The sequence below is a fragment of the Paraburkholderia phenoliruptrix genome (assembly GCF_047325075.1).
Lineage (GTDB): Bacteria > Pseudomonadota > Gammaproteobacteria > Burkholderiales > Burkholderiaceae > Paraburkholderia > Paraburkholderia phenoliruptrix.
Window position 1 is genome coordinate 3,137,208 of record NZ_CP168531.1, and the last position, 21,495, is coordinate 3,158,702.

The following is a 21,495-nucleotide window of genomic DNA, read 5'->3' on the forward strand; positions in this document are numbered from 1 at the left end:
TTTCAGACACGACTCTTTCAATTCCTACCGAACGAAAACCTGTCGCTCACTTCGTGCTGCGACAGACCCGGCGTTCCTTTGCTTGACGCGCGCTTGTGACCTACCCGAACGCGCGCGCCGATGATTACGTCCTAGCGATCGACTTCGCCGAACACGATGTCCTGCGTGCCGATGATCGTCACGGCGTCGGCGATCATGTGCCCGCGCGCCATTTCGTCCAGTGCGGACAGGTGCGCATAGCCCGGCGCGCGAATCTTGAGGCGATACGGCTTGTTCGCGCCGTCCGAGATCAGGTAGATACCGAACTCGCCCTTCGGATGTTCCACTGCGGCATACGTCTCGCCTTCCGGCACATGGAAGCCTTCCGTGAACAGCTTGAAGTGGTGAATCAGTTCTTCCATGTTCGACTTCATGCCCACGCGCGACGGCGGTGCCACCTTGTGATTGTCGATCATCACAGGGCCCGGATTCTTGCGCAGCCACTCAATGCACTGTTTCACAATACGCGTGGACTGGCGCATTTCCTCGACGCGAACCAGATAGCGGTCGTAGCAGTCGCCGTTCACGCCGACCGGAATGTCGAAGTCGAGCTTTTCGTACACTTCGTACGGCTGTTTCTTGCGCAGATCCCATTCGACGCCAGAACCGCGCAGCATTGCGCCGGACATGCCGAGCTGCAAAGCGCGCTCGGGGCTGACCACGCCGATGCCGACCAGACGCTGTTTCCAGATGCGGTTGTCGGTGAGCAGCGTCTCGTATTCGTCGACGTACGTCGGGAAACGCGTGAAGAAATCGTCGATGAAATCGAGCAGCGAACCTTGACGGTTCTCGTTCATCTTCGACAATGCCTTCGCATTGCGAATCTTCGACGCCTTATATTGCGGCATTGCGTCAGGCAGATCGCGATAGACGCCGCCCGGACGGTAATAGGCCGCGTGCATCCGCGCACCGGACACCGCTTCGTACACGTCCATCAGATCTTCCCGCTCGCGGAACGCGTACAGGAATACAGCCATTGCACCGACGTCGAGCGCGTGCGCGCCGATCCACATCAGATGGTTCAGCACGCGCGTGATTTCGTCGAACATCACGCGAATGTACTGCGCGCGCACCGGCACTTCGATGCCGAGCAGCTTTTCGATGGCCATCACATAGCCGTGCTCGTTGACCATCATCGACACGTAGTCGAGACGGTCCATATACGGCACCGACTGGATGAACGTTTTGGTTTCGGCGAGCTTTTCGGTAGCGCGATGCAAAAGGCCGATATGCGGGTCGGCGCGCTGAATGACTTCGCCGTCGAGCTCCAGCACGAGGCGCAGCACACCGTGCGCTGCCGGGTGCTGCGGGCCGAAGTTGAGCGTGTAGTTCTTGATCTCTGCCATGGCGTTCTCTTAGTGTTTCAGACCGCCATAGCGATCCTCGCGGATCACGCGCGGCGTGATTTCCCGCGGCTCGATCGTCACGGGCTGATAGACGACGCGCTTTTCTTCCGGGTCGTAACGCATTTCGACGTAGCCGGAAACAGGGAAATCTTTACGGAACGGGTGACCAATGAAGCCGTAGTCGGTGAGAATGCGGCGCAGGTCGGGGTGGCCTTCGAAAACGATGCCGTAGAGGTCGAAGGCTTCGCGCTCGTACCAGTTCGCGGAATTCCAGACTTCGACGACGGACGGCAGAATGGGCATGTCGTCGTCCGGCGCGAACACGCGCAGCCGCAGACGCCAGTTATTCTGCACCGACAACAAATGCAGAACGGCCGCGAAACGCGGACCGTCGTAAGCGCCGTCGGCGTACGTTTGATAGTCGACGCCGCACAGGTCCATCATCTGGTCGAAACCGAGCGAGCGGTCATCGCGCAGACGCGTTGCCACGTTGAGGTAGTCGCTTGCTTTCACGACGATCGTCAACTCACCGATTGCCTCGGTAGTGCTCAGCAGGAGGCCGCCAAAGGCCGCCTCGAGGTTCGCTTTCAGGGTCTCGAGTTTGCTTGCCATATTGTGGGGAGGCGTTGCCTTATTGACGGGCGATTGTGTTGGTGCGGCGAATCTTGGCCTGCAACTGGATCACGCCGTAAACCAGCGCCTCCGCTGTGGGCGGGCAACCCGGCACATAGACGTCGACCGGCACAATGCGATCGCAGCCACGCACCACCGAATACGAGTAGTGGTAATAGCCGCCGCCGTTCGCGCACGAACCCATGGAAATCACCCAGCGCGGCTCCGCCATCTGGTCGTACACCTTGCGCAGAGCCGGCGCCATTTTGTTACACAGCGTGCCGGCGACGATCATCACGTCCGACTGACGCGGACTGGGACGAAACACCACGCCAAAACGGTCGAGATCATAACGGGCCGCGCCCGCATGCATCATCTCGACCGCGCAGCACGCCAGACCGAACGTCATTGGCCACAGGGAGCCGGTGCGCGTCCAGTTGATCAGTTTGTCAGCCGTCGTGGTGACAAACCCTTCCTTCAAGACCCCTTCGATACTCATTTGCTTTCCACTCCAGACGGGGCGGCAAGCTTTAGCCACCCACGCAAACCGGCGATTAAACCATCATTCCCAGTCGAGGCCGCCCTTCTTCCAGATATAGGCGAAGCCCAGCAGGAATTCGAGCAGGAAAATCATCATCGCCATGAAGCCAGGCCAGCCGATGTCGCGCAGGGCCACACCCCACGGGAACAGGAACGCGGTTTCAAGATCGAAAATGATGAAGAGAATGGCGACGAGGTAATAGCGCACGTCGAACTTCATGCGCGCGTCTTCGAACGCTTCGAAGCCGCACTCATACGGTGCGTTTTTCTCGGTATCGGGCTTGTTAGGACCGAGGATCTTGCCGATACTGACCAGTGCTACGCCTAAACCGGTGCCCACAAGGAGGAACAACAAGACGGGGAAATAGGCTGCGAGGTTCAAGACTATCCTCAATCGGTTGGTTCTGAGTGCCGTCAGGAGCATAGCACCCCTGACGAGAAATCACTTCTGAGACGTACACGCCGCAGACCAACGCAAACGGCGCGCCAGAAGTGAAAATGCCAGCCGAAGCGAAGCAAGCGGCTGGCATTTAGATAACATTTGGTGCCGACGGCGAGACTCGAACTCGCACAGCTTTCGCCACTACCCCCTCAAGATAGCGTGTCTACCAATTTCACCACGTCGGCACTGTATGCAATCCGGGAAAACAACTTGTAAAACCCGCGAATCGCTTCAAGACTTAGATTGTAACTGCTTTAAACAGATTGTTCAACGCACAAACGCACTTTCTACGAAAATTTATTTCGGCACGTCGGTAGCAGGCACGGACGCAGCCGATGCCGCGAGCGCAGCCGAACCACCAGCCGGCGTGGACGCAGCGGGAGCAGCCGACGCGGCGACCGGCGCCGTGACTGCCGCGCCCAGCACGCCGGCCGACGGTTTCACGCGATACGCGCCGAGATACGTGAGCGCCAGCGTTGTAACAAAAAATACGGCGGCAAGCACGGCGGTGGTGCGCGACAGGAAGTTTGCCGAGCCGGTCGCACCGAACAGACTGCCCGACGCGCCGCTGCCGAATGCCGCGCCCATATCGGCGCCTTTGCCGTGCTGCAGCAAGACGAGGCCGATGACCCCGAGCGCCGACAACAGCTGAACGACGATAATCAAAGTTTTCAAATACAGCATTACACTCACCTGAGTCTTTATTGAGCCGAGACTCGCAAACTGCGAGACCCGGAATGGGTCATCCCCGACGCGGCGCCCTGCTCAACTCGCGGCTGCCGTTGCAGCCGCCGCCTTGCAGATCGCCAGAAAATCCTGGTCCTTCAACGACGCGCCGCCGATCAGGCCGCCGTCGATATCCTGCTGACGGAACAACTCTTCCGCATTGTCGGGCTTCACGCTGCCGCCATACAACAGCGGCACGCCCGCGACCTCAGCACCCTTTACCGCAAGACGCGCGCGCAAAAACGCGTGGACCGCCTGCGCCTGCTCCGAACTCGCGCTCTTGCCGGTGCCGATAGCCCAGACCGGCTCATAGGCGACGATGATATGCGCCGCTTCTTGCGCCGACAGTTTCGCCAGCACTTCGTCCAGCTGCGCGCCGACCACCTGCTCCGTCGCGCTCGCTTCCCGCTCTTCCAGCGTTTCGCCGACACACACGATCGGCGTCAAGCCCGCCTCGAGCGCACGCTGCGTCTTGACCGCGACGAGCTCCGCGCTCTCGCGGTGATAGGCACGCCGCTCCGAGTGCCCGACGATTGCAAACGTGGCGCCGAAATCCGTCACCATTTGCGCAGCGACTTCGCCGGTATAGGCACCGTGCGTAAAAGCGGAAACATCCTGCACACCCCACACCACCCGGCTGCCTTCGAGCAACGACTGCGCTTGCGCGAGATACGGGCTCGGCACGCACACGCCTACGCGCACCGCAACCGGCAGTTCGCCCGCGCCTTTCGCCACGGCCTGCAGCAGCCCGGCGTTCTCGGCGAGGCGCCCATGCATCTTCCAGTTACCCACTACCAGTTTGGCTCGTTGTGTCGACATCGTCTCGTCTTGTCTTCTGTTGACGGCGGGCCTCGCTTGCGCGTGTTTCGTTGCGCTTACAGTCCGCCTTTCGGATTCATGCGGCGCGCGCAAAACGCGCAATTTTACTGCGTGGGGGAGATCGGGTCAAACACACGCGTTGGCACCCGCTCCCGCCGCCGGACGGCTCGTATCAAGCGTCCTGACCCCACGTCAGCACAATCTTGCCGACATGCGTGCTGCTTTCCATCAGCGCGTGCGCGTCGGCGGCCTGCGCGGCGGGAAATACCCGATGCACCACCGGTTTGATTCGCCCGCCTTCCAGATGGGGCCACACCTGCTCCTTCAACTGCGCAGCAATTTTCGCCTTGAACTCCACCGGCCGCGGACGCAGCGTCGAGCCCGTCACGGTCAAGCGGCGACGCAGCACTTCGTTGAGGTTGAGTTCCGCTTTCGCGCCGCCCAACAGCGCGATCAGCACAATACGGCCGCCGTCTGCCAACGCCGTCAGCTCGCGCGACACGTAACTGCCGGCCACCATGTCGAGCACCACGTCGACGCCGCGATCGTTGGTCAGCGACTTGATGACTTCGACGAAATCTTCAGTCTTGTAGTTGATCGCACGCTCGGCGCCGAGCGCTTCGCACGCGCGACATTTGTCGTCCGAACCGGCGGTTGCGAAAACGCGGAAACCGAGCGCGTGCGCGATCTGGATCGCGGTCACGCCGATGCCGCTCGAGCCGCCTTGCACCAGCAGCGTTTCGTTCGCGCCACCCTCGCCCTTGCCGAGCTGCGCGCGGTCGAACACATTGCTCCACACGGTAAAAAACGTCTCCGGCAGCGAGGCAGCCTCGACATCCGACAGACCGGCCGGCGCCGGCAGGCACTGCAACAACGGCGCGACGGCGTATTCGGCGTAGCCGCCGCCCGCCAGCAGCGCACAGACGCGATCGCCGATTTTCAAACCAAACGGATTGTTCCTTTCGTCGATGTCACCGCCGACGATTTCCCCCGCCACCTCCAGCCCCGGCAGGTCGGACGCACCCGGCGGCGGCGCATAGGTGCCCTTGCGCTGAAACACGTCCGGACGGTTGATGCCGGAAGCCGCCACCTTGATCAGCACCTCGCCCGCTTTGGGCTGCGGCGTGGGCCGCTCCGCGAGCTTGAGAACTTCCGGCGCTCCGAATTCCGTGATTTCGATCGCTTTCATCTGCGTCAACTCCAAGATTGGATTGCGTTGCACACCGCGCGTTGTCTACGCGGTCCGCGCTGGCGGGACCTCATGCGCATTGTCCCCCGATTGCGACAATGACGTGCGCGCTACCCGATTTTCGCCAACCGCCCCGATGCAAGCAGCGTACCGTTTGGGCGCCTTTGGGCCCGTTTGAGCGCCCCGCAGCCATCCGCAACGCAATTCACCCTGCGTCCACCATGAAAAACGGCCGGCGCGCCTTCGCGCTGCCGGCCGTTGTGCCACTACCGCTTTACTGCGGCGTCGGCTCGCCTTGCGGCGCACCCGACGCGGCGTCGTTCAACAACGCCTTCGCGGACAAACGCACGCGGCCCTTCTCGTCCGTCTGGATGACCTTGACTTTCACCTGCTGGCCGTCCTTCAGGTAGTCGTTGATGTCCTTGACACGCTCGTTGGCGATTTCGGAGATGTGCAGCAGACCGTCCTTGCCCGGCAGGATGTTCACGATCGCGCCGAAATCGAGCAGCTTGAGCACCGTGCCCTCGTAGACCTGGCCCACTTCGACTTCCAGCGTGATGTTCTCGATACGCTTTTTCGCTTCGGCCATGCCTTCGCTGCTGGTGCTTGCGATGGTCACGACGCCGTCGTCGGAAATATCGATCGTCGTGCCGGTTTCTTCCGTCAGCGCGCGGATCACCGAACCGCCCTTGCCGATCACGTCGCGGATCTTTTCCGGGTTGATCTTGATGGTGATCATGCGCGGTGCGAACTCCGACAATTGCGTGTTCGCGCCCGACACCGCCGAAGTCATCTTGCCGAGGATATGCATGCGGCCTTCCTTCGCCTGCGCGAGGGCGACCTGCATGATTTCCTTCGTGATGCCCTGGATCTTGATGTCCATCTGCAGCGCGGTCACGCCCTGCTCCGTGCCCGCCACCTTGAAGTCCATGTCGCCGAGGTGATCTTCGTCGCCGAGGATGTCGGTCAGCACAGCGAACTTGTTGCCTTCGAGAATCAGGCCCATGGCGATGCCGGCGACGTGCGCCTTCATCGGCACGCCGGCGTCCATCAGCGCGAGGCAGCCGCCGCACACCGAAGCCATCGACGAAGAACCGTTCGATTCCGTGATTTCCGACACGACGCGGATCGAGTAGCCGAATTCGTCGGCGCTCGGCAGGCACGCGGCCAGCGCGCGCTTCGCCAGGCGGCCGTGACCGATTTCGCGGCGCTTCGGCGAGCCGACGCGACCCGTTTCGCCGGTCGCGAACGGGGGCATGTTGTAGTGAAGCATGAAACGTTCGCGGTACTCGCCTTCGAGCGCGTCGATGTTCTGCTCGTCGCCCTTCGTGCCGAGCGTGGCCACCACCAGCGCCTGCGTTTCGCCGCGCGTGAAGAGCGCCGAGCCGTGGGTGCGCGGCAGCACGCCGGTGCGGATCTCGATCGGGCGCACCGTGCGGGTGTCGCGTCCGTCGATACGCGGCTCGCCGTTCAGGATCTGCGTACGGACGATCTTCGCTTCGATGTCGAACAGCACATTGCCGACGGTCGCCTTGTCGGCCGCCACCGTGCCGCTTGCGGCGGCTTCTTCTTCCAGCTTCGCCGACACCGCTGCGTAGACTTCCTTCAGCTTGGTCGACCGCGCCTGCTTGTCGCGGATCTGATAAGCCGCGAGCAGGTCGGCTTGCGCCAGTTCCGTCACGCGCGCGATCAGCGGCTCGTTCTTCGCGGCCGGTTGCCAATCCCATTCCGGCTTGCCGCCTTCGCGGACCAGATCGTGGATGGCGTCGATCGCGACTTGCATCTGCTCATGGCCGAATACCACGGCGCCGAGCATCACTTCTTCGCTCAGCTGCTGCGCTTCCGATTCCACCATCAGCACCGCGCGTTCCGTACCGGCGACCACGAGGTCGAGCGCCGAGTCCTTCATTTGCGGACGCGTCGGGTTCAGCACGTATTCGTTGTTGATGTAAGCCACACGCGCTGCGCCGACCGGGCCGTTGAACGGCAGACCGGACACCGCGAGCGCCGCCGACGCGCCGATCAGCGCGGGAATGTCGGCGGGGATGTCCGGGTTCAGCGACAGAACGTGAATGACGACCTGCACTTCGTTGTAAAAGCCTTCCGGGAACAGCGGACGCAGCGGACGGTCGATCAGGCGCGAAATCAGCGTTTCGCCTTCCGACGGACGGCCTTCGCGGCGGAAGAACCCGCCCGGAATCTTGCCGGCAGCGTAGGTCTTCTCGAGATAGTCGACCGTCAGCGGGAAGAAGTCCTGGCCCGGCTTCGCCGTCTTGGCGCCGACCACGGTTGCCAGAACCACGGTGTCTTCGACGTCGACGATGACTGCGCCGCTCGCCTGGCGAGCGATTTCACCGGTTTCGAGGCGAACGTTGTGTTGTCCCCACTTAAATTCTTTGACGACCTTGCTGAACATAGTCATTGCTTTTCCTCATCGTAATGCCGCGCGGAACAGAAGCGGCGCGGCAACGCCAGGACCGGCGCCGCATGGGAAGAGGTGTGTTATGCCATTCCAGAGAGCCGCATGCTGCGTCGCCGGTCGTGCGAAAGCCGGCGAGGCGCGCGAACCGCTGGAATGACACAAAGCTCCGCCCTGAAGCCCGGCCATGTTTCTATTTCTGCTTTTTCTACTGCTTTGTGCTGCGTTCTGCTGCTATTTTCTGCTGCCTGTTATTGCCTGTTACTGCCTTCACTGCTGCGAGCCCGCCGCGCGAACCGACACGCCGCTGCGAAGCCCGGCGGCGCACCTCACGCGATGCACGCCGCGCAAAAACAAAATGCCTGCATCAGCGGAACTGACACAGGCATCTTGCTGAACGACTGGCCGATTACCGGCCGCTTACTTACGCAGACCCAGCTTCTCGATCAGAGCGCGGTAACGGTCCGCGTCCTTACCCTTCAGGTAGTCGAGCAGCTTGCGGCGGCGGCTCACCATGCGCAGCAGACCGCGGCGGCTGTGATGATCTTTCGCGTGTGCCTTGAAGTGAACGGTCAGTTCGTTGATGCGGGTCGTGAGCAGCGCGACCTGAACTTCGGGGGAGCCGGTATCGTTGGCTGCGCGTGCGAATTGCGCGACGACTTCGGACTTCTTGCTTGTGTCAACTGCGGACATGTCGATTTCCTTGAGAACTAGACAGGCGGTCACGGAAGAAAGGCCGTGCCGTGGATTACCCGTGCAAACTGGCGCCGCAAACTGCTTTCCAACCTGCTGCTTTACAAACTGCTGTAAAACCGCTTTTCGGACAGCTCGTGTACTGCCGGCAACGCAACGGGACGCGTATTGTAGCACAGTGCAATCCCGCCGCGAACCCCGCCGCGCCGGGCGAAATGGCATCCGCGTGGCATCCGCGCGCGGCGGCGGCATCACGGCACGGCGGCGTCCACCGATGCAGACTTACGGCCGCTTCATCGTGCAGACTGTCGGCGGCACCGTGCGCTCCGCCGGCAATGCAAGCACCGTACGAAAGCCGAACCCGGAGCCTTCGTTGTCGAAACGCACGCCGCGCGTGCCGGCCTTGTCCATTTCCATCACGTAAAGGGGCTGGATGAGTTGATGGTCGTCCGCCCGCATCCACGACGCGTGAAAGCCGTTGTCGAACCGAATGCCTTCCAGCGCGCGCGCGACCGCCGTCGGATCAGCGGTTTTCGCGCGGTTCATCGCCGCGGCCAGGGTTTCGATCATCAACGTCATGCGCAGCACCGGATAGTCGTCCCGCGCCGCCGGGAAACGCGCGCGGAACGCCTGATACCACGCATCGGAGGCCGCGCCGCCCGCGTTCGGATGCCAGTCCGCCACCGCGATCACGCGCCCGACGCCCGCCTCGCCGAGCGCGGCCGGCGCGCCGAGACTGTTCCCATAGAACGTGTAGAACTTCGTGTCGAGGCCTTGCTCGCGCGCCGCTTTCACGAGCAGCGTCAGGTCGTTGCCCCAGTTGCCCGTGATCACGGCATCGGCACCGCTCGCGCGCATTTTCGCGACGTACGGCGCGAAGTCCTTCACGCGGCCTATCGGATGGAACTCGTCGCCGACCACTGCGATGTCCGGGCGCTTCGCCCGCAGCGCCGAGCGCGCGAGACTGCTCACGTCGTGCCCGAAGCTGTAGTCCTGGTTCAGCAGATAGACCTTCTTGACCGCCTTGTCGCGCTGGATCACGTCAGCAAGCGCGTCCATGCGCATGCCCGCATGCGCGTCGAAGCGGAAGTGCCAGAAGCTGCAGCTCGCATTGGTGAGCGCGGGGTCGTCGGCGGAATAGTTAAGGAACAGCTCGCGGTTGCCCGGCTCGCGGCTGTTCTGCTTGTCGATGGCGCCGATGAGCGCTGCCGCGACCGCTGAACTGTTGCCCTGCAGGATATAGCCAATGTGCCGATCGGCCGCCGCGCGCAGTTGCGTGAGCGCTTCTTCGGTGCCGCCCTTGCTGTCCAGCACCACCAGCTCGAGCGGATGCGCGCCGTCGGCGAGCTGCACACCGCCGCGCGCGTTGACCTGCTCGACACCGAAGCGCAGATTGCGCTCCACCGCCGCGCCGGCGTTCGCAAACGGACCGGACATGCCCTCGATCAGCGCAAGCTGGATCGGCGCGCCGGTAGGCTTCCGCGCCGTTTCAGCGGCGCTGGCCGTCTGGGCCGTCTGGGCCGTCTGGACGGTCTGCGCCGCGCGAGCCCCGCCGGCCGCCGCCATCACTGCCACAGAAATTGCCGCCAGGACCACTGCCGTCTTCCGTTGCCACTTCCTCATCGCCCGTTTCCGTCTGGTTCGTCAAAGCGCGGATCATAGGGCGCGGGCGACGCAATAAGCAAGCCGCGCGAGACGCTTCCCTACACGCCGGCCCGCGCGCGAACGGGCAAATTTTTTACAGCGCCGCGTGTCAAAATGCTCTGTGTTGACGATAAAAACCGCTATTTGAAAAGTCACTGGAGGAATTCATGTTCAACCGCCATCACCGCAAGGCGGCCTCGACGGAGGCGCCGGCTGCGGGACCTGCCGGGCGCCTGCGCCGCGCGGCGCTCGCAGCCTTGAGCGCGCTCGCGCTGGCCGGCTGCGCACAGCCCTGGCAGCAGTACCAGGCTGGCGCCGACGAGTCGACAATCGTCGCGCGTCTCGGCCCGCCGCGCGAAAGCTACGATCTGCCGAACGGCGGCAAGCGCCTGATGTGGCCCACGCAGCCGATGGGTGAAACCACCACCGCGGCCGACATCGACGCCTCCGGCAAGATCGTCAACGTGCGCCAGGTCTTGCAGCCGAGCGAGTTCTATCGCGCCGAAGTCGGCAAGTGGACCAAGGGCGACGTGCTGGTGAATTTCGGGCGCCCGGTCGAAACGTCTTACTTCCCGTTGATGAAGCGCGAAGTCTGGACCTATCGCTATCTCGAGGACAACGTCTGGTACATGATGTTCAGCTTCTATTTCGACGACCAGGGTGTGCTGCGTCTCACGCAGAAAACGCCCGATCCGCTGCATGATCCCGATCGCCGGAACCTGTTCTAGCCCGCGCTGTCATTCAATCGACGCGCATCTCCGAAAGCCGCTCGCGAAGCGGCTTTTTTTTATTTATTTCGCATCGCAACGAATTTTATTTCACACACAGACGATTAATTTTTTGATAGAAAGGCTTTTGTAAGCATCGATCCGGTGCTGGCCGTCGCTTCAAAAGAAGTGCGGCCACGCGGCACCGCCGTGATTCCTGCACCGGACGATGCGCCCCTTTCTGGAGCCGCTATCGATGAATCGTCCTAAACGCCTTCTCGTCGCCAACGTCGCATGGGCGCATGACACCGCCGAGCGCAACCCCGAATTTTTCCGCGATCTGGCGCGAGGTCAGAATCCGCACGTGCTGTGGATCGGCTGCTCGGACAGCCGCGTGCCCGCCGAAACCATCACGCATTGCGAGCCGGGCGACCTGTTCGTCCACCGTAACATCGCCAACCTCTTTCATTCCGACGACGACAACTCCGCGAGCGTTCTCGAATACGCGGTGCGCGTGCTGAAGGTCGGTCATGTGATCGTCTGCGGGCATTACGGCTGCGGCGGCGTGCGCGCGTCGCTCCTGCCGCCCGATCCGGGGCTGCCGCATGTGAACCGCCGCATCGCGCCGCTGTGTTCGCTGGCGAGAGCGCATCGCGACGAGCTCGACGCAAAAGCGAGCGAACGCGAGCGCGTCGACCGGCTGGCCGAACTCAACGTGCTCGAACAGGTGCGCCAGCTGCGCGCGAACCCGATCGTGCGCGACGCCGAGCCCGCGCCGCTCGTGCACGGCTGGATCTTCGCGCTCGAAGACGGACGCCTCAAGGTGCTCACGTCCGGCTACGAAGCCGACGACGCGATGACCTGCGAGACAGCCGCGCACAGCGCTTAGCGCCTCGCCGCCCTCGATGCGCCGGGATGCGCCTCGATGAGCCACCGACGCCACCCTCTGGTTCAGCCTTCGTCTTACACAGGCATCACTTATTTCTGCACCGACATCATGAATCTTCGAGCTTTCTTTTCGACATTTCAGCGCGACGCCCTTGCGGGCACCGTCGTATTTCTCGTAGCGCTGCCGCTGTGCCTCGGCATTGCCAATGCATCCGGCGTCGAGCCGTTCGCCGGGCTCGTGTCGGGCATCGTCGGCGGGCTGGTCGTCGCGGTCCTGAGCGGCTCGCGGCTGAGCGTGAGCGGACCGGCGGCGGGTCTCGTCGTGATTGTCGTCGACGGGATTGCGCAGCTCGGCAGCTTTTCCGCGTTCCTCGCGGCGGTGCTGCTGTCCGGCGCGATCCAGTTCGGCTTCGGTATGCTGAAGGCCGGCCGCTTTGCCGCGTACGTGCCGTCGCCCGTCATCAAGGGCATGCTTGCCGCCATCGGCATCCTGCTGATCGTCAAGCAGTTCCCGCTCGCGCTCGGGCTCGTGAATGGGCCAGCCGAAGGCGCGGCGTCAGCGGGCGGCACAATCACGGCCCCGTTCGGCACGATCTCGGCGGTGGCCTGCGTCATCACGCTGCTGTCGCTTGCGATCTTGCTGGCCTGGGAGACGCGACCCATGCGCCGCTTCGCGCTGGTGCGCATTGTGCCCGCGCCGCTCGCGGTCGTGCTGCTCGGGATCGGCGCGACGCTGCTCCTGACCATGCTCGCGCCGTCGCTCGCGCCGCCGGCCGAACATCGCGTCGCGCTGCCGTCGCTCGAATCGTTCGCGGCCTTGAGCGTCGCGCTCGAATGGGCTGACTTTGGCCCGCATTTCGCCCAACTCGTCAACCCGGACGTGTGGCGCGTGGCAATCACGCTTGCGATCGTGGCCAGCCTCGAAACCTTGCTGAGCCTCGAAGCGGTCGAGCAGATCGACCCCGAACGCCGCCCCGCGCCGCCGGATCGTGAACTGAAGGCGCAAGGCGTGGGCAATCTGATTGCAGGCGCGATCGGCGGGCTGCCGATCACGGCGGTGATCGTGCGCAGTTCGGCGAACGTGCATGCCGGCGCGCAAAGCCGGCTGTCGGCGATCATTCACGGCGTGCTCCTGCTCGTGAGCGTGTTCGCGTTGACGAGCATCATCAACCTCATCCCGCTCGCCTGTCTTGCCGCGATCCTGATTTTCACGGGGCTGAAGCTCGCCAAGCCGTCACTGTTCGTCGCGGTCGCGAGGCAGGGCTTTGCGCCGTTCGCGCCGTTTATCGTCACGCTGGTCGGCGTGCTCGCGACCGATCTGCTGATCGGCATTGTGCTCGGTATTCTGTGCAGCGTGCTGCTCGCGCTGTATGCGAATCTGCGGCGCCCTATCGTGCTCGCGCAGCACGGCGATCACTATCTGCTGTCGTTTCGCAAGGATGTGTCGTTCCTCGGCAAAGTGCCGCTCAAGCACTACCTGCAGCAAATTCCGGACGGCGCCACGCTGATCGTCGACGCGACGCGCGCCGATTTCGTCGATCACGACGTGCGTGAAATGCTCGACAGCTTCGTCGACGAGGCGCCCCGCCGCGGCATCGCGGTGGAAGTGCGGCATCAGGTCCGCACGCAGGCGCGCGCTGCGCGTGGCTGGCCGATGCGACGCGCGGCAACCGAGTAACGTGGGGAGACGGCGGCGGGTAAGCACGACGCGCCCGCCGCATAACAAAACCCCGCGCCGTTTGAGGCGCGGGGCTTGACGTTGGTTGGGGCGCGTTAGTACGGTGGCTGCGGGCTAGCAGCGATTGGCGCGGGCTGGCGCCGTTGCTGCTGGTTAGCGCCGATTGCCGCTGGTTGGCGCCGCCTCGCGTTGGCCGGCGCCGCTTCTTCATGCCTGGCGCTGCTTGCCGGTCCGCGGCGCTTGACGCCGCAAGCAGACAAATCGCGCCTCGCCGCTTCAGCCCGCCACGCTGCCCGGCTTCACTCCGAGCGCTGCGGGTTAAGCTTGTCGGAGTTCGAATACAGCTTGTTGAGCGCCGAGATATACGCTTTCGCCGACGCCGCGACAATGTCCGGATCGGTGCCGACACCATTGACGATGCGCCCGCTCTTCGACAGCCGCACGGTCACCTCGCCCTGCGCCTGGGTGCCCGTGGTGATCGCGTTCACCGAGTAAAGCAGCAGCTCCGAACCGCTGCCCACTTCCGTTTCGATCGCGTTGAGCGTGGCGTCCACCGGACCGTTGCCGCGCGCTTCGCCGGTGATTTCCTTGCCGTCCACTGCGAACACGATCTTCGCCTGCGGCTGCTCGCCGGTCTCCGAATGCTGCGACAGCGACACGAACTTGTAGTGCTCCTTCTCCTGCGCCTCAGCCGATTCCTCCGTGACGATCGCGATGATGTCCTCGTCGAAAATCTCCGCCTTGCGGTCGGCCAGTTCCTTGAAGCGCGCGAACGCGGTATTGAGTTCGGCTTCGCTGTCGAGCGCGATGCCCAGTTCCTGCAGGCGCTGCTTGAACGCATTGCGGCCCGACAACTTGCCGAGCACGATCTTGTTCGCGCTCCAGCCCACGTCTTCCGCGCGCATGATTTCGTACGTGTCGCGCGCCTTCAGCACGCCGTCCTGGTGAATGCCCGACGCGTGCGCGAACGCGTTTGCGCCCACCACGGCCTTGTTCGGCTGCACGACGAAACCGGTGATCTGGGACACGAGCTTCGACGCCGGCACGATCTGCGTGGTATCGAGGCCGAGTTCGAGCCCGAAATAGTCCTTGCGGGTCTTCACGGCCATCACGATTTCCTCGAGCGACGTATTGCCCGCCCGCTCGCCGAGACCGTTGATCGTGCACTCCACCTGACGTGCGCCGCCGATCTGCACGCCCGCCAGCGAATTGGCGACCGCCATGCCGAGGTCGTTATGGCAATGCACCGAGAACACGGCCTTGTGCGAGTTCGGAATGCGCTCGCGCAACGTCTTGACGAGATTGCCGTACAGCTCCGGCACGCCATAACCGACCGTGTCTGCAATGTTGATGGTGGTCGCGCCTTCGGCGATCACCGCTTCCAGCACGCGGCACAGGAAGTCCATGTCCGAGCGGCTGCCGTCTTCCGGCGAAAACTCGACGTCGTCCGTGAATTTGCGCGCGAAGCGCACCGCCAGCTTCGCCTGCTCGAACACCTGGTCCGGCGTCATGCGCAGCTTCTTTTCCATGTGCAGCGGCGAGGTCGCGATGAACGTGTGAATGCGGAAACGCTCGGCGGGCTTCAGCGCGTCGGCCGCGCGTTGAATGTCCTTGTCGTTCGCGCGCGCAAGCGAGCAGATGGTACTGTCCTTGATCAGCCCGGCAATGGTGTGAATGGCGTCGAAGTCGCCGTTGGAGCTTGCCGCGAAGCCCGCTTCGATCACGTCGACTTTCATCCGCTCGAGTTGCTTCGCGATACGGATTTTTTCTTCTTTCGTCATCGACGCGCCGGGCGATTGCTCGCCGTCACGCAGCGTAGTGTCGAATATGATCAGTTTGTCGGACATGTCGGGTCTCCTGCGGAGTACTTTAATTGGGGGAATCGGATAGGAAATCGGGATGCGGTCGCGCCCAGCGCCACGGCGGTGACAACTCGGCATCACCTCAGCGTCATGTCAACGGCATTTCAACGGCATGTCAAACATCGCGGACGGCGCTCGAGCATGAGCGAGGCGAACAGCTGCACGGCCGGTTAGCGTGGTTGCCGCGGGGCTGGCAGGCCCGTCAGCGAAGTTTTATGCCGGCCTGGCTCCGTAGCCGCGGCGCCGACGGAAAAAGGAACGTGGACGCAGTCATCCAACGACTATAGCGGCATTCCACCTGCCGTGCAATTGGCGCCGGGCCTGCCTGGCAAGCGCTTCGCGAACGTGTCGCACGGGTTGGCAAATCGCCTCGCAAGCGCGCTCGTCAAAAAGAAACGGCGCCCCGAAGGACGCCGTTGTTGAGTGCCTGGCCTGCCGGACGACAGTTACAACGACTGTCGCGACGCCGGCCGCTACCGGTCGTGCGCGACCGAGCGAGCCGGATTCGCCCTGCCCCGCAGCGCCTGATAACCCCAGAACACATAGCCAGACAGCCCGTACAGCACGAACAGGCCGAACAGCATCAAAGGCGGATCCGACGACACCAGCACGAACGCGACCACCACGAGCAGAATCACGCCGAACGGCACACGATGCCGCACGTCGAGCGCCTTGCCGCTATAAAACGGCGCGTTGGACACCATGGTCACGCCCGCGTAGATGGTCAGCACAAACGCGACCCACGGCAGCCAGACGAGCTTGAGCGGCACGCGGTTGTCGGTGGCGAGCCACACGAAGCCCGCGATCAGCGCCGCGGCCGCCGGACTCGGCATGCCCTGGAAAAACCGCTTGTCGACCACACCGATGTTCGTATTGAAACGCGCGAGCCGCAGCGCCGCGCCCGAACAGTAGACGAAAGCCGCGAGCCAGCCCCAGCGGCCGAGATCTTTCAGGATCCACTCATACATGACGAGCGCCGGCGCGACGCCGAACGACACCATGTCGGAGAGACTGTCGAACTGCTCGCCGAACGCGCTTTGCGTGTGCGTCATGCGAGCCACGCGGCCGTCCATGCCGTCGAGCACCATGGCGACGAAAATCGCGATGGCCGCGACCTCGAAGCGCACGTTCATAGCCTGCACGACGGCAAAGAAGCCGCAGAAGAGCGCCGCCGTGGTGAAGGCGTTCGGCAGCAGATAAATGCCGCGCTTTCGCAGGAATTGCTGACGCTGCGCGCGCCGGCTGTCTACGGCCGGCGACTCCGCGACGATCGGCTTGTTGCGGCGAAACGGACGCGGCAGCGGTCCACTGTTGCGCGGTCGGCGCGGTTTGAATGCGGCCATTCGGACAACCTCCTTTGTGCCGCTTCAGAGTTCAGCGAGGATCGTGGACGACGCCGACACTTTCTCGCCGATCGACACCCGCGGACGGCTGCCCACCGGCAAATACACGTCGACGCGCGAGCCGAAGCGGATAAAGCCATACCGTTGACCGCGCGTAAGCGGCTCACCTGCACGCACATAGCAAAGAATGCGCCGCGCGATCAGGCCGGCGATCTGCACGGACGTGACAGTCTGGCCGCCGGCCATTTCGATCACGATCGCATTGCGCTCGTTTTCGAGCGAGGCCTTGTCCACCGCCGCGTTCAGATAAGCGCCGGGAAAATATTCGACCTTGGAGATTGCGCCGTCGACCGGCGAGCGCTGCGAATGCACGTTGAATACGTTCATGAACACGCTGATTTTCAGCGCTTCACGATTGGCATACGGATCATGCGCGGTTTCGACGGCGACGATGCGGCCGTCGGCCGGGCACAGCACGGCGTTCGCCTGCGTGGGAATGGGGCGCGCCGGATCGCGGAAAAACTGCACGATGAAGATCAGGATCAGCCAGAAGATCCAAGCAAAGCCGAACCCCGCGAAAGCGTGAACCAGTAATGCAACGACGGCCGCGATGGCGATGAACGGCCAGCCTTCTCGCGCGATGATCGGATGTGGGTAATTCATGGATGGCTTCAGTATTTTTGTAAAACCGTAGGATAGCAAAAGCCGCCCAGGGTTCAGCACCCTTGGGCGGCTTTTTGCATGACCGACGCCTGCGGCGGTGCGCCGCGCCGGCTTCGTGCGATAAAACGGACTTCTTAGTTCTTCGACTGGTCGACCAGCTTGTTCTTCGCGATCCACGGCATCATGGCGCGCAGCTTCGAGCCGACCTGCTCGATCTGGTGCTCGGCCGTCAGACGGCGGCGCGATTGCAGCGTCGGTGCGCCGGCCTTGTTTTCGATGATGAAGCTCTTTGCGTACTCGCCCGTCTGGATGTCGGTCAGCACGGCTTTCATCGCCTTCTTCGTTTCAGCCGTCACGATGCGCGGACCCGTCACGTACTCGCCGTATTCGGCGTTGTTCGAGATCGAGTAGTTCATGTTCGCGATGCCGCCTTCGTAGATCAGGTCGACGATCAGCTTCAGTTCGTGCAGGCACTCGAAGTACGCCATTTCCGGCGCGTAGCCGGCTTCAACCAGCGTTTCGAAGCCGGCCTTGATGAGGTCGACGGTACCGCCGCACAGCACGGCCTGTTCGCCGAACAGGTCGGTTTCGGTTTCTTCGCGGAAGTTCGTTTCGATGATGCCGGCACGGCCGCCGCCGTTCGCCGCTGCGTACGACAGCGCGATGTCGCGCGCCGCGCCCGATTTGTCCTGCGCGACTGCGATCAGGTGGGGCACGCCACCGCCTTGCGTGTACGTGCCGCGCACCGTGTGGCCCGGCGCCTTCGGCGCGATCATGATCACGTCCAGATCGGCGCGCGGGATCACCTGGCCGTAGTGCACGTTAAAGCCGTGCGCGAACGCGAGCGCCGCGCCCTGCTTGATGTTCGCGTGGACTTCCTTCGCGTACACGTCGGCGATCTGCTCGTCGGGCAGCAGCATCATGACGACGTCCGCGCCCTTCACGGCTTCCGCCACTTCCTTCACTTGCAGGCCGGCATTCTCAGCCTTGCTCCACGATGCGCCGCCCTTGCGCAGACCGACCGTGATGTTCACGCCGCTTTCCTTCAGGTTCAGCGCGTGCGCATGGCCTTGCGAGCCATAGCCGATGATGGTGACCTGCTTGCCCTTGATGAGGGAGAGATCGGCGTCCTTGTCGTAGAAAACTTTCATGTCGGTTCCTTGGCTAAATTCGATGATTCAGAGAGATTCAATACTGCGAATGTTGTGCTGCAAGGCCGGATAGTGATGAGCCCCATCCGGCCCGGATCGGGACGCCGCGCGTTACACCTTCAGAATGCGCTCGCCGCGGCCGATGCCCGAGCTGCCCGTGCGGACGGTCTCGAGAATCGCAGTGGCGTCGAGTCCTTCGATGAAGGCGTCGAGCTTGTCGCTCGCGCCCGTCAGTTCGATCGTGTAAGTCTTTTCGGTGACGTCGATGATGCGGCCGCGGAAAATATCCGACATCCGCTTCATCTCCTCACGTTCCTTGCCGACCGCCCTCACCTTGATCAACATCAGCTCGCGCTCAATGTGGGCGCCCTCTGTCAGGTCGACCACTTTCACCACCTCGATCAGGCGGTTCAGATGCTTCGTGATCTGTTCGATCACGTCGTCCGAGCCAATGGAGACGATGGTCATGCGCGACAGCGAACGGTCTTCGGTCGGAGCCACCGTCAAGGTTTCAATGTTGTAGCCGCGTGCGGAGAAGAGACCCACCACGCGTGAGAGCGCGCCCGGTTCGTTTTCCAGCAGGACGGAAATAATGTGTCTCATGTTTCGCTTCTTCCAGATGTTGTGTCGATGTCTGCGAACGGTTGCGCGCCGCTTCTTCCTGCTGCGTCTTTTTTGGAGACGCGCGTGGCGAAGCCGGCGCTAGCAGCCGTCGTTATAGATCTTCCGAACCCATGAGCATCTCGGTGATGCCCTTGCCGGCCTGGACCATCGGCCAGACGTTTTCGGTGGGGTCGGTCTGGAAGTCGAGAAACACCGTGCGATCTTTCAGGCGCAGCGCTTCCTTCAGCGCGGGCTCGACGTCGGCCGTGCGTTCGATACGCATGCCCACGTGGCCGTACGCTTCGGCGAGCTTCACGAAATCCGGCAGCGCATCCATGTACGAATGCGAATAGCGCTTGCTGTATTCGATCTGCTGCCACTGGCGCACCATGCCCAGATAGCGGTTATTGAGCGAGATGATTTTCACAGGCGTGTCGTACTGCTTGCAGGTCGACAGTTCCTGGATGCACATCTGGATCGAGCCTTCGCCCGTGATGCAGAGCACGTCGTCGTCGGGGTGCGCCATCTTCACGCCCATCGCAGCCGGCAGGCCGAAGCCCATAGTGCCGAGGCCGCCCGAGTTGATCCAGCGGCGCGGCTTGTTGAACCGGTAGAACTGCGCGGCCCACATCTGGTGCTGGCCGACGTCGGAACAGACGAACGCATTGCCGTCGGTCAGCTCCCACGCCTTTTCCACCACGTACTGCGGCTTGATGATGTCGCTCTTGCGGTCGAACTTGAGGCAGTCTTTCGCGCGCCAGGCCTCGATGTCCTTCCACCAGTCGGCGAGCGCCGCGGTGTCCGGGCCATGCTCGGCCGTCTGCAACTGCTCGATCAGCTCCTTCAGCACTTCCTTCACGTCGCCGACAATCGGAATGTCGACCTTGACGCGCTTCGAAATGGACGAAGGATCGATGTCGATATGGATGATCTTGCGCGGGCGCGACGCGAAGTGCGACGGGTCGCCGATCACGCGGTCGTCGAAGCGCGCGCCGATCGCGATCAGCACGTCGCAGTGCTGCATCGCCATGTTGGCTTCGTACGTGCCGTGCATGCCGAGCATGCCGAGAAATTTCTTGTCGCTCGCGCGGTAACCGCCCAGACCCATCAGCGTATTCGTGATCGGGTAGCCGAGCAGATCGGCGAACTGGTTCAGCTCGCGCGACGCGTCCGCGAGAATGATGCCGCCGCCGGTGTAGATATACGGACGCTTTGCCGAGAGCAGCAGCGACACCGCCTTGCGGATCTGGCCGGAGTGGCCCTTGGTCACCGGATTGTACGAGCGCAGCGACACGGTTTTGATCGGCTCGTACTGGCACGGCGCCTTCGACACGTCTTTCGGAATGTCGATCAGCACCGGGCCGGGACGGCCGGTACGGGCAATGTAGAACGCTTTCTTGACGGTGGCGGCGAGGTCGCGCACGTCCTTCACGAGGAAGTTGTGCTTCACGCAGGGGCGCGTAATGCCGACCGTGTCGCACTCCTGGAACGCGTCCTGGCCGATCGCGGCAGTCGGCACCTGGCCGCTGATCACGACCATCGGGATCGAGTCCATGTAGGCGGTGGCGATGCCGGTCACCGCATTCGTGACGCCGGGGCCGGAGGTCACGAGGCACACGCCGACCTTGCCGGTGGAACGCGCGTAGGCGTCCGCTGCATGGACCGCGGCCTGCTCGTGGCGCACGAGGATGTGCTCGAACTTGTCCTGCTTGTACAGCTCGTCGTAAATGTAGAGTACCGAGCCGCCGGGATAACCCCAGATGAACTCGACGTCTTCGTCGGCCAGTGCCTTCATGAGCACGGTGGCGCCGATAGAGTCAGCTTCGTGGTGTGGAGTCGTATCCGACGTGGAGAATTCCGCGCTGGGCATATTCATTCAATTCACCTTTCGAATTTTCGGCAAAAAATTGATCGGGTGCTCTCTGCCGGGCTTGTGGCTCGGGTTCAAGCGGCGCGTCCAGTTGACAGGTGAGCTTCTTGGGCCACACCTCAATGAGACAAGTCACTTATGTTGCGAACCAGCGACGATAGCGTCAGACGCCCGCGCGGTCAAGCAAATATTGCCCGAACGCCCACCGGCAAGGGCCGTTTCTGACCGACGCCCCGCCCCGGGACGACCTGGCCCGCCGCA

The 21,495-nt window shown here is 62.9% G+C and carries 19 protein-coding genes and 1 tRNA gene; 3 read left to right on the forward strand and 17 right to left on the reverse strand.

Translation table 11 applies throughout. The features are described 5' to 3' along the window. Window positions 1–131 precede the first annotated feature (131 nt). The 11 genes from ACEN8U_RS25925 to ACEN8U_RS25975 form a co-directional block, all read right to left on the reverse strand. Entirely contained in the window at window positions 132–1,385 is a 1,254-nt protein-coding gene (locus ACEN8U_RS25925) for an NADH-quinone oxidoreductase subunit D (RefSeq protein WP_013587775.1), read from the reverse strand. A gap of 9 nt (window positions 1,386–1,394) precedes the next feature. After that, entirely contained in the window at window positions 1,395–1,997 is a 603-nt protein-coding gene (locus ACEN8U_RS25930) for an NADH-quinone oxidoreductase subunit C (protein ID WP_013587774.1), read from the reverse strand. Between the two features lie 19 nt (window positions 1,998–2,016). Beyond that, window positions 2,017–2,496, reverse strand: coding sequence for a NuoB/complex I 20 kDa subunit family protein (locus ACEN8U_RS25935; RefSeq protein WP_006052903.1), 480 nt, complete (start codon window positions 2,494–2,496; stop codon window positions 2,017–2,019). A 63-nt stretch (window positions 2,497–2,559) separates the two neighbouring features. Next, the gene (locus ACEN8U_RS25940) at window positions 2,560–2,919 is read right to left on the reverse strand and encodes an NADH-quinone oxidoreductase subunit A (RefSeq protein WP_013587773.1); all 360 of its coding nucleotides are present in this window, start codon (window positions 2,917–2,919) and stop codon (window positions 2,560–2,562) included. A 160-nt stretch (window positions 2,920–3,079) separates the two neighbouring features. Beyond that, a tRNA-Leu gene (locus tag ACEN8U_RS25945) sits at window positions 3,080–3,164 on the reverse strand. A 112-nt stretch (window positions 3,165–3,276) separates the two neighbouring features. Then, window positions 3,277–3,663, reverse strand: coding sequence for a preprotein translocase subunit SecG (gene secG / locus ACEN8U_RS25950; protein ID WP_310106248.1), 387 nt, complete (start codon window positions 3,661–3,663; stop codon window positions 3,277–3,279). A gap of 81 nt (window positions 3,664–3,744) precedes the next feature. After that, on the reverse strand, window positions 3,745–4,524 hold the full coding sequence (tpiA, locus tag ACEN8U_RS25955) for a triose-phosphate isomerase (protein WP_310106245.1): 780 nt from the start codon (window positions 4,522–4,524) through the stop codon (window positions 3,745–3,747). A 172-nt stretch (window positions 4,525–4,696) separates the two neighbouring features. Next, on the reverse strand, window positions 4,697–5,713 hold the full coding sequence (locus ACEN8U_RS25960; protein WP_310106243.1) for an NAD(P)H-quinone oxidoreductase: 1,017 nt from the start codon (window positions 5,711–5,713) through the stop codon (window positions 4,697–4,699). 274 nt (window positions 5,714–5,987) lie between these two features. Then, a complete protein-coding gene (gene pnp, locus ACEN8U_RS25965) occupies window positions 5,988–8,135 on the reverse strand; it encodes a polyribonucleotide nucleotidyltransferase (protein ID WP_310106241.1) in 2,148 nt (715 codons plus the stop codon). A 417-nt stretch (window positions 8,136–8,552) separates the two neighbouring features. Further along, complete coding sequence (rpsO, locus tag ACEN8U_RS25970) at window positions 8,553–8,825, reverse strand: 30S ribosomal protein S15 (protein ID WP_006048211.1); 273 nt, start codon at window positions 8,823–8,825, stop codon at window positions 8,553–8,555. Window positions 8,826–9,107: 282 nt separating this feature from the next. After that, entirely contained in the window at window positions 9,108–10,448 is a 1,341-nt protein-coding gene (locus tag ACEN8U_RS25975; RefSeq protein WP_310106238.1) for a branched-chain amino acid ABC transporter substrate-binding protein, read from the reverse strand. Window positions 10,449–10,636: 188 nt separating this feature from the next. Here ACEN8U_RS25975 and ACEN8U_RS25980 point away from each other — a divergent pair, with 188 nt between their 5' ends. From ACEN8U_RS25980 to ACEN8U_RS25990, 3 genes are all read left to right on the forward strand, one after another. Next, entirely contained in the window at window positions 10,637–11,197 is a 561-nt protein-coding gene (locus ACEN8U_RS25980) for a hypothetical protein (protein WP_310106235.1), read from the forward strand. Between the two features lie 235 nt (window positions 11,198–11,432). Further along, window positions 11,433–12,065 (forward strand): carbonic anhydrase, encoded by a 633-nt coding sequence (locus tag ACEN8U_RS25985; RefSeq protein WP_035486986.1) that lies wholly within the window; start codon window positions 11,433–11,435, stop codon window positions 12,063–12,065. A gap of 108 nt (window positions 12,066–12,173) precedes the next feature. Then, window positions 12,174–13,742 (forward strand): SulP family inorganic anion transporter, encoded by a 1,569-nt coding sequence (locus ACEN8U_RS25990; protein WP_310106233.1) that lies wholly within the window; start codon window positions 12,174–12,176, stop codon window positions 13,740–13,742. A 299-nt stretch (window positions 13,743–14,041) separates the two neighbouring features. Here the strand turns inward: ACEN8U_RS25990 and ACEN8U_RS25995 are convergent, their stop codons facing one another. From ACEN8U_RS25995 to ACEN8U_RS26020, 6 genes are all read right to left on the reverse strand, one after another. Then, window positions 14,042–15,589, reverse strand: coding sequence for a 2-isopropylmalate synthase (locus ACEN8U_RS25995; RefSeq protein WP_013587764.1), 1,548 nt, complete (start codon window positions 15,587–15,589; stop codon window positions 14,042–14,044). A 488-nt stretch (window positions 15,590–16,077) separates the two neighbouring features. Then, window positions 16,078–16,947: a CDP-diacylglycerol--serine O-phosphatidyltransferase gene (gene pssA, locus ACEN8U_RS26000; RefSeq protein WP_013587763.1), complete on the reverse strand. Its 870-nt coding sequence runs from the start codon at window positions 16,945–16,947 to the stop codon at window positions 16,078–16,080. 24 nt (window positions 16,948–16,971) lie between these two features. After that, entirely contained in the window at window positions 16,972–17,610 is a 639-nt protein-coding gene (locus ACEN8U_RS26005; protein WP_310106231.1) for a phosphatidylserine decarboxylase, read from the reverse strand. A 134-nt stretch (window positions 17,611–17,744) separates the two neighbouring features. Further along, on the reverse strand, window positions 17,745–18,761 hold the full coding sequence (gene ilvC, locus ACEN8U_RS26010; RefSeq protein WP_013587760.1) for a ketol-acid reductoisomerase: 1,017 nt from the start codon (window positions 18,759–18,761) through the stop codon (window positions 17,745–17,747). Window positions 18,762–18,872: 111 nt separating this feature from the next. Next, window positions 18,873–19,364: an acetolactate synthase small subunit gene (gene ilvN, locus ACEN8U_RS26015; RefSeq protein ID WP_007175629.1), complete on the reverse strand. Its 492-nt coding sequence runs from the start codon at window positions 19,362–19,364 to the stop codon at window positions 18,873–18,875. 112 nt (window positions 19,365–19,476) lie between these two features. Continuing rightward, window positions 19,477–21,240 (reverse strand): acetolactate synthase 3 catalytic subunit, encoded by a 1,764-nt coding sequence (locus ACEN8U_RS26020; protein WP_013587759.1) that lies wholly within the window; start codon window positions 21,238–21,240, stop codon window positions 19,477–19,479. Window positions 21,241–21,495: the final 255 nt, after the last annotated feature.